This is a genomic window from Micromonospora endophytica, from assembly GCF_003236305.1.
GTDB lineage: Bacteria > Actinomycetota > Actinomycetes > Mycobacteriales > Micromonosporaceae > Micromonospora > Micromonospora endophytica.
The window spans coordinates 1-8,533 of sequence record NZ_POTX01000245.1 but is presented as its reverse complement, the minus strand read 5'-3'; the positions used below and the strand labels follow the sequence as shown (position 1 = coordinate 8,533).

Annotated in this window: 4 protein-coding genes; 1 reads left to right on the top strand and 3 read right to left on the bottom strand. The window is 73.6% G+C overall.

Annotation, left to right across the window (positions count from 1 at the left end; translation table 11 throughout):
• The 3 genes from C1I93_RS25345 to C1I93_RS25335 form a co-directional block, all read right to left on the bottom strand.
• On the bottom strand, window positions 1-467 hold a 467-nt coding region (locus C1I93_RS25345), incomplete at its 3' end, for a Na(+)/H(+) antiporter subunit C (protein WP_111245799.1).
• On the bottom strand, window positions 464-3,301 hold the full coding sequence (locus tag C1I93_RS25340) for a Na+/H+ antiporter subunit A (RefSeq protein ID WP_111245798.1): 2,838 nt from the start codon (window positions 3,299-3,301) through the stop codon (window positions 464-466). The genes C1I93_RS25340 and C1I93_RS25345, both read right to left, overlap by 4 nt.
• 110 nt (window positions 3,302-3,411) lie before the next feature.
• Window positions 3,412-3,747: a hypothetical protein gene (locus C1I93_RS25335; protein WP_111245797.1), complete on the bottom strand. Its 336-nt coding sequence runs from the start codon at window positions 3,745-3,747 to the stop codon at window positions 3,412-3,414.
• Between the two features lie 176 nt (window positions 3,748-3,923).
• Between C1I93_RS25335 and C1I93_RS25330 the strand changes: the two genes are divergently transcribed.
• On the top strand, window positions 3,924-8,533 hold a 4,610-nt coding region (locus C1I93_RS25330; protein WP_258378343.1), incomplete at its 3' end, for an ATP-dependent helicase.

Genomic DNA, 8,533 nt, shown 5'->3' with positions numbered 1-8,533 from the left:
GACCTACCCTCCCGCCCGGGTCGGCGGGGGGCTGGGGAGTCGATCTGTTCGGGGTCGGTTCCCGGATCGTCGTCACTGAGGTCGGCGGTGGACACCTCATGGGTCGCGGCGCGGCGCACGATCTGCCGGTCCTCGATGTCGTCGGGCACCTCGTCGTCGCCGCTCAGATACCAGCTGCGGTAACTGATGGCCAGGAGAAAGGCGGTGAACCCGAAGGTGATCACGATGGCGGTGAGCACCATCGCCTGCGGAAGCGCGTCGCTCATCGCCTCCGTCTCGGTGACACCGACCACTGGGGCCCGACCGGACCGGCCACCGAAGATGATCAACAAGTTGATCCCGTTGCTGGTCAGGATGATGCCGAGCAGGACGCGGGTCAGGCTGCGCTCCAGCAGCAGGGCCACCCCGCAGCCGACGAGCACGCCGATCGCGATGAAGGACACCAGGTGGGCACCGCCGGCCCTCATCCGCGCTCCCCCGGGGGCTCGTCGGCCAGCCCGTCACCGGCTCGGCCACCGGCCTCGATGTGCCGGTCCACCTCGGCGCCGAGGCTGCGCAGCACGTCCAGCGCCAGCCCGATCACCACCAGGTAGACGCCGATGTCGAAGAAGAGCGAGGTGATCAGGTAGAAGTCACCGATCAGGGGCAGCCAGAGGTCGATCCGGGTGCTGCTCAACGGCGCCGCGCCGGTCAGCACGGCGAGCAGCCCGCCGCCGGCCGCGATCGCCAACCCGGTGCCGAGCACGGTGCCGGCGCCGACCGGCGCGGCCTCGGCCAGTTCCTGACGGCCACCGGCGAGATAGCGCATGGTCAGCGCCAGGCTCGCCACCAGGCCACCGGCGAAGCCGCCGCCGGGCGCGTTGTGTCCGGAGAAGACGAGGAAGAAGGAGAAGAGCACGGCCGTGTGGAAGACCAGTCGGGTGATCACCTCCAGCACGATCGAGCGGTGCCGCTCGTGCAGGGTGGTGCCGCCGCGCAGCCAGACCGGCCGGCCGGTGAAGGTGTCCCGGTCGTACGTCTCCAGCCGGCGCGGGCGGGGCCCGGTCCGGGACCGCACGAAGACCAGGCTGGCCACGCCGGTGGCAGCCGCGACCAGCACGGTCAACTCGCCCAGGGTGTCCCAGGCCCGGATGTCGACGAGTGTCACGTTCACCACGTTGCGGCCGTGTCCCTGCTCGGCGGCCAGCGCGGGAAACTGTTCGGCGATGGAGGGTTCCTGCCGGGCACCGGCGGTGGTCACCGCGAGTCCGGCGACTGTCGCACCGACCGCCAGTCCGATCCCCCGGCGCAGCCATCGGCTCAGGCGCAGCGGACGCACCGAGAACCGTTCCGGCAGCCGCCGCAGCACCAGCACGAAGACCGCGATGGTCACGGTCTCCACCAGGAACTGGGTGAGCGCCAGGTCGGGGGCGCCGTGCAGGACGAAGAGCATCGCGGTGCCGTAGCCGGTCATCCCGACCAGCAGCATCGCGGTCAGCCGTCGGGTGGCGCCCACGGCCAGCAGCGCGGCGACACTGATCACCAGCAGCACCACCGGCTGCGCCGGGCTCCCCCAGAGCGCGAACGACTGCTCCCAGGGCCGCACCGCCAGCAACGTGCCGCCCGGCGCGGCGGCCAGCACGATCAGGATGACGCCGAGGTACTGCGGCAGCGAGCCGCGCTGGGTGACGCTTGTGATGTCCACCGCGGCCTGGTCGAAACGATGGGTGATCCACTCATAGCCCTGAAGGCCGGTGACGGGTGAGCGCAGCCGGGACAGCACCGGGGCCAGCGGACCGCGCAGCGCGAAGAGCACCGCACCGCCGGCCAGGGTGAGCGCGGACAGGCCCAGCGGCAGGTGCAGGCCGGGCCAGAAAGCCAGCTGGGAGTGGGTGGGGCCGAGCAGTTCGGCGTACGGGCGCAGCAGCCGGTCGAGTTCGTCCGCCGCCGGGCCAGCGACCATTCCGGCCACCGCCAGCAGTGCCGGCGGCACCAGCATCGGCACGGCGACCCGCCCCAATTCGGTCGGGGCCCTTCCCGGGCGGGTGCCGAACGCACCCCAGAGGAACCGGATGCTGTAGGCGACGGTGAGGACGGTGCCGACGACGAGCACGGCCAGCAGCAGCGGTTGACCGGTGAAGGCGGCGAAGATGGCCTCCTTGGCGACGAACCCGAGCAGGGGTGGCAGGCCCGCCATCGACGCGGCGGCGAGCAGCGCCACCACGGCCAGCACCGGGGTGGTGCGCCACAGCCCGGACAACTCGCGCAGGTCCCGGGTGCCGGTACCGTGGTCGATCACGCCGACGACGAGGAAGAGCGCCGCCTTGAACAGGGCGTGGGCCAGCAGCATCGCGACGCCGGCCAGGGCGGCGTCACCGGTGCCGGTACCGACGACCGCCGCCAACAGACCCAACTGGCTCACGGTGCCGTACGCCAGCAGCAGTTTCAGGTCGGTCTGCCGCAGCGCGGCCCAGCCGCCCGCCACCATGGTGGCCAGCCCGGCGGCCAGGACCACCGGACGCCACGGGCCGACCAGGGCGAGCACCGGCGCGAGCAGGCCGAGCAGGTAGATGCCGGCCTTCACCATGGCCGCCGCGTGCAGGTACGCGCTCACCGGCGTCGGTGCCGCCATGGCCACCGGCAGCCAGGAGGTGAACGGCAGAACCGCCGACTTGGACAGCGCGCCGAGCAGGATCAGCAGCACGGCGGTGATCAGGTACGCCCCACCGGGTAGTGGCCGCCCGGCCAGTTCCGACAAGCGGTAGGTGCCGGCGTGGTGGCCGAGCATGATGAAGCCGACGAGCATGGCCAGGCCGCCGAACGTGGTCACGGTCAACGCCTGAGCGGCCGCCCAACGGCTGGACCGCCGCTCGGTGCTGTGCCCGATCAGCAGGTACGAGAAGACAGTGGTGAGTTCCCAGCAGGTGTAGAGCAGCAGCAGGTCGTCGGCGAAGACGAGCCCGAGCATCGCGCCGGCGAAGGCCACCATCACCGCGGCGTAGCGGGCGTTGCCGGCCGCGCCGGCCGGGAAGTACCGCCCGCTGTAGAGCAGCACCAGCGCGCCGACGCCGCCGATCAGCAGCGTCATCAGCCAGGACAGGGTGGTCATCCGCAGGTCCAGGTTCAGACCCAGCCGGGGAATCCACGGGTACGTCTCGACGAGCGCACCGCCGTCGGCGACGGCGGGGGTGCGGACGAGCGCCCAGCCGAACGCCGCCGCCGGCACCAGCGCCAGCGGGTAGCAGGCACGCGGCCCCCACCGACGCACCAGCAGCGGCGCCGCGAGGGCCGCCACGAGGTGCAGGATCAGCAGTACGAGCACGCGACGCTCCCGGTCGAGCTGGGCAGGGGGCGCCCCTCCCGGGTGTACGGCGCCTAGGAGCGATCAGACGACAGGTCGCGTACGCTATGGGCTGTTTTCCGGAAATCGCCCTATTTTGACGCCTCGACTGTCAGGTCCGGCCGGCCCACCCGCAGCGCCGCGCGGTCGACCATCCGCTGGGCGGCGGCCAGCGAGCGCACCGCCAACAGCTTGCCGCGGCTCTCCCGGCGCAGGACGAAGTAGTGCACGGCGATCCGCACCTGGGCGCGATCGGCCGCGCTGGCCTGGGCGGTGGAATGGACCAGCTCACGCAGGCAGCCGGCGACCCGCTCGGCCAACTCGAGATCGGCACCGTGCAGTCCGGCGCGGAGCGCGACGAGGCGGCTGTCGACCTTGCGAATCAGGACGTCGGTGCCGGGCCCAGAGCTCCGCTCCTCGACGACCATCCGACCTACCTCCACCGCTCACCGCATCGGGTGCGAAGTTACTTTATGTTGTCGCTTGCTAGCAAGCAGTTAAGTAAGACTTAACGGGAGCAACGGGAAACTCAGCGGTAATGCCTTAAGAGCACCCTTCCCGGGGCCGGAGCCGCGGGAATGTCGGCGGTCAGGGGCAGGATGGGATGGTGGATTCCCTCGGAGCCTCGCCACCGGGCCGCCCCGCCGCCAGGGCGGAGGCGGTGCTCTCCCGGTTCGGCCCGGCGACCCGGGAATGGTTCGGCGCGGCCTTCGCCGCACCGACGTCGGCGCAGGTGGGCGCCTGGTCGGCGGTCGCCGCCGGCCGGCACGCGCTCGTGGTGGCACCGACCGGCTCCGGCAAGACCCTCGCCGCCTTCCTCTGGTCACTCGACCGGCTGGCCCGCGAGCCCGCGCCGAGCGATCCCCGGCACCGGTGCCGGGTGCTCTACGTCAGCCCGCTCAAGGCACTCGCGGTCGACGTCGAGCGGAATCTCCGCACACCGCTCGCCGGCATCCGGCAGGCCGCCACCCGGCTCGCGCTTCCCCCGCCGGAGATCACCGTCGGGATGCGTACCGGCGACACCCCCGCCGACGAGCGGCGGGCCTTCGCCCGGACGCCGCCGGACATCCTGATCACCACGCCGGAGTCACTGTTCCTGCTGCTCACCTCCGCCGCACGGGATGCACTGCGCGGCGTCGAGACGGTGATCCTCGACGAGGTGCACGCGGTGGCCGGCACCAAACGCGGTGCTCATCTCGCGCTCTCCCTGGAGCGGCTGGACGAGCTGCTGCCCGCACCGGCGCAGCGGATCGGGCTCTCCGCGACGGTCCGGCCGGTCGACGAGTGCGCCCGGTTCCTCGCCGGCGCCCGGCCGGTCGAGGTGGTCGCGCCGGTGACCGCCAAGACGATCGAGATCAGCGTCCAGGTGCCGGTGGAGGACATGACCCGGCTCGACGAGCAGGAGCCGCCCGAGGACGATCTCGGTGGCCCCCGCACCGCGTCGATCTGGCCCGCCGTGGAGGAACGGGTCCACGCGCTGATCCGGGCGCACCGCTCCACAATCGTCTTCACCAACTCGCGGCGCAGCGCCGAGCGGCTCTGTGCCCGGCTCAACGAACTCGCCGCGGCGGAGACCGTCGGCTCCAGCCCGGCCGGGGCCGGTCGGCCGACCCGGACGCCTGCCGAGATGATGGCCCAGGCGGGCGCGGTGGCGGGCGCGCCGCCGGTGCTCGCCCGGGCCCATCACGGCAGCGTCTCCCGGGAGGAGCGGCGGCACATCGAGGAGTCGCTCAAGGCCGGGCAGCTGCCTGCGGTGGTCGCCACCTCCAGCCTCGAACTCGGCATCGACATGGGCGCGGTCGACCTCGTGGTGCAGATCGAGGCACCGCCCAGCGTCGCCGCCGGCCTGCAACGGGTCGGGCGGGCCGGGCACCAGGTCGGCGCGGTCTCGCGCGGGGTGGTGCTGCCCAAGCACCGCGGCGACCTGCTCTCCTGCGCGGTGGTCGCCGAGCGGATGAGCGAGGCCGCGATCGAGGAACTGCACCACCCCCGCAATCCGTTGGACGTGCTCGCCCAGCAGATCGTCGCGATGGTCGCCCTGGACCAGTGGCGGGTCGGCGACCTGGCCGCCGTGGTGCGCCGGGCCGCGCCCTTCACCGAGCTGCCCGACTCGGCCCTGCACGCCGTGCTGGACATGCTCTCCGGGCGCTATCCGTCGACCGCCTTCGCCGAGCTGCGCCCCCGGCTGGTCTGGGATCGCGCCACCGACGTGCTGACCGGACGACCGGGAGCGCAGCGGCTCGCGGTCACCAGCGGCGGCACCATTCCCGACCGGGGCCTGTTCGGCGTGTTCCTGGCCGGCGCGGAGCGCGCCGCCCGGGTCGGTGAGCTGGACGAGGAGATGGTCTACGAGTCCCGGGTCGGCGACGTGTTCCTGCTCGGCTCCTCCTCCTGGCGGATCGAGGAGATCACCCCGGACCGGGTGCTGGTCTCCCCCGCCCCCGGCCAGGCGGCCAAGATGCCGTTCTGGAAGGGCGACCAACCCGGTCGGCCGGTGGAGCTGGGCCGGGCGATCGGGGCCCGGATCCGCAGCCTGCTGCGGCAGGGCGACGACGAGGCGGTCACCGCGTTGCGTGCCTCCGGTCTGGACGACTGGGCCGCCGGCAACCTGCTGGCATACCTGCGTGAGCAGCAGGCCGCGACCCGGGCGTTACCGGACGATCGGACGGTGGTGGTCGAGCGGTTCCGCGACGAGCTGGGTGACTGGCGACTCGCCGTGCACAGCGTCCTCGGCGCGCGGGTCAACGCGCCCTGGGCACTGGCCATCGGCCGGCGACTCGCCGAACGCCACGGCGTGGACGCCCAGGTGATGCCCGCCGACGACGGCATCGTCGTACGCCTGCCGGACACCGCCGACAGCCCACCCGGCGCCGACGTGGTGGCCTTCGACCCGGAGGAGATCGCCCAGCTGGTGGAGGAGTCGGTAGGCACCTCGGCGTTGTTCGCGTCCCGGTTCCGGGAGTGTGCCGCGCGGTCGCTGTTGCTGCCGCGCCGCGACCCCCGCCGCCGCCAGCCGCTGTGGCAGCAGCGGCAGCGCGCCGCCCAACTGCTCGACGTCGCCCGCGAGTACGCCGACTTCCCGGTCACCCTGGAGGCGGCCCGGGAGTGTCTCCAGGACGTCTTCGACCTGCCCGCCCTGACCCAGGTGATGCGCGATCTCGCCGGCCGCCGGGTGCGGCTGGTCGAGGTGGAGACGCCCCGACCGTCGCCGTTCGCCCGGTCGCTGCTCTTCGGTTACGTCGGTGCCTTCCTCTACGAGGGCGACGCCCCGCTCGCGGAGCGCCGGGCCGCCGCCCTCGCCCTGGATTCGGCTCTGCTGGGTGAGCTGCTCGGTCGGGTCGACCTGCGCGAGCTGCTCGACCCGGCGGTGCTCGCCGAGACCGAGCGGCAACTGCGCTGGCTGACCCCGCAGCGCCGCCCCCGCGACGCCGAGGACACCGTCGAGCTGCTGCGCCAGCTCGGTGACCTGAGCACCGACGAGTTGGCCGAGCGCGGTGTGCCTGTCGACTGGCTGACCGAGCTGGCCGCCGCCCGCCGGGTGGTGCGGGTACGCGTCGCCGGGCAGGAACGCTGGGTGGTGGTGGAGGACGCCGGCCGGCTGCGCGACGCCCTCGGCGTGGCCCTGCCGGTGGGGATCGCCGAGGCGTACCTCGAACCGGTCGCCGACCCGCTCGGTGATCTCGTCACCCGGTACGCCCGCACCCACGGCCCGTTCACCGCGGCCGGCTGCGCGGCGCGGTTCGGGTTGGGCGTCTTCGTGGTCGAGCAGGCGCTGCGCCGGCTGGCCGCCACCGGGCGCGTGGTCTCCGGCGAGTTCACCCCGGACACGGTCGGCACCCAGTGGTGTGACGCGGAGGTGCTGCGGCTGCTGCGTCGCCGGTCCCTCGCCGCGCTGCGTCGGGAGATCGAGCCGGTGCCGCCCCGGGCACTTGCCACCTTCCTGCCCCGCTGGCAGCAGGTCGGCTCGTCGGCCCGGGGAGTGGAGGCGGTGGCCGCGACGGTGGAGCAGTTGCAGGGTGCTGCGGTGCCCGCGTCGGCGCTGGAGCGGCTGGTGCTGCCCGCCCGGGTGGCCGACTACTCCCCCGCGCTGCTCGACGAGTTGTGTGCCAGTGGCGAGGTGGTGTGGGCCGGGGCCGGCGCGATCTCCGGCGGGGACGGCTGGGTCAGCCTGGCGTACGCCGACTCCGCGCCGCTGCTGCTCCCGCCGCCGGACGAGGCGCTCACCCGTACGCCGCTGCACGACGCGGTGCTGGACGCCCTCGGCGACGGGCAGGCGTTGTTCTTCCGGTCGCTTGCCGATCGGGTCGGCGCAGGCGACGACGCCGCGCTGGTCGGCGTGGTCTGGGATCTGGTCTGGGCCGGGCATCTCACCAACGACACCCTCGCGCCGCTGCGGGCGGTGCTCGGCGGCGGTGGGGCGCACCGCTCCCGACCGGGCCCCGCGCGGGGTCGCTACCGGCGTCCCGGCCGGGTGGCCCTGCCCAGCCGGGGCGGTCCGCCGACGGTGGCGGGCCGCTGGTCCCGGCTGCCGGAGCGGGACCTCGATCCGACCCGGCGCGCCGCAGCCCTGGCCGACGTGCTGCTGGAGCGGCACGGGGTGCTGACCCGGGGCGCGGTCATGGCCGAGCAGGTGACCGGCGGCTTCGCCGCGGTCTATCCGGTGCTCTCCGCGCTTGAGGAGCGCGGCGCAGCCCGCCGGGGATACTTCGTCGACGGCCTGGGCGCGGCGCAGTTCGCGGTGCCTGGCGCGGTGGACCGGATCCGGGCGCTGGCCGAGCCGTTGGGCAGCGGGCGGATCCGTGGCGGCGCGACGGTGGCCGGGGGGCCGGCTGGCGGTGGCGTGGCTGTGGTGTTGGCCGCCACCGATCCGGCCAACCCGTACGGCGCGGCGCTGCCCTGGCCGGAACGGGTGGTCGACTCCGGTGACGCCACGGCACCGGCCGGCACCGGCCACCGGGCCGGTCGCAAGGCGGGCGCGCTCGTCGTGCTGGTCGCCGGCGATCTGGTGCTCTACGTGGAACGCGGCGGCCGGACGATCCTCTCCTTCACTGCCGACGTCGACGCGTTGACGGCGGCCGGAAAGGCGTTGGCCGACACCGTCCACTCCGGAGCCCTCGGCCCGATCTCGGTCGAGCGCGCCGACGGCGAGCCCGTCCGCTCCTCCGCCCTGCACGACGCCCTCACCGCCGCTGGCTTCCGCCCCACCTGTCTCCT

Coding starts and splice junctions, on each gene's coding strand:
- C1I93_RS25335 (WP_111245797.1), bottom strand. CDS start 3,747: ATGGTCGTCGAGGAGCGGAGCTCTGGGCCCGGCACCGACGTCCTGATT.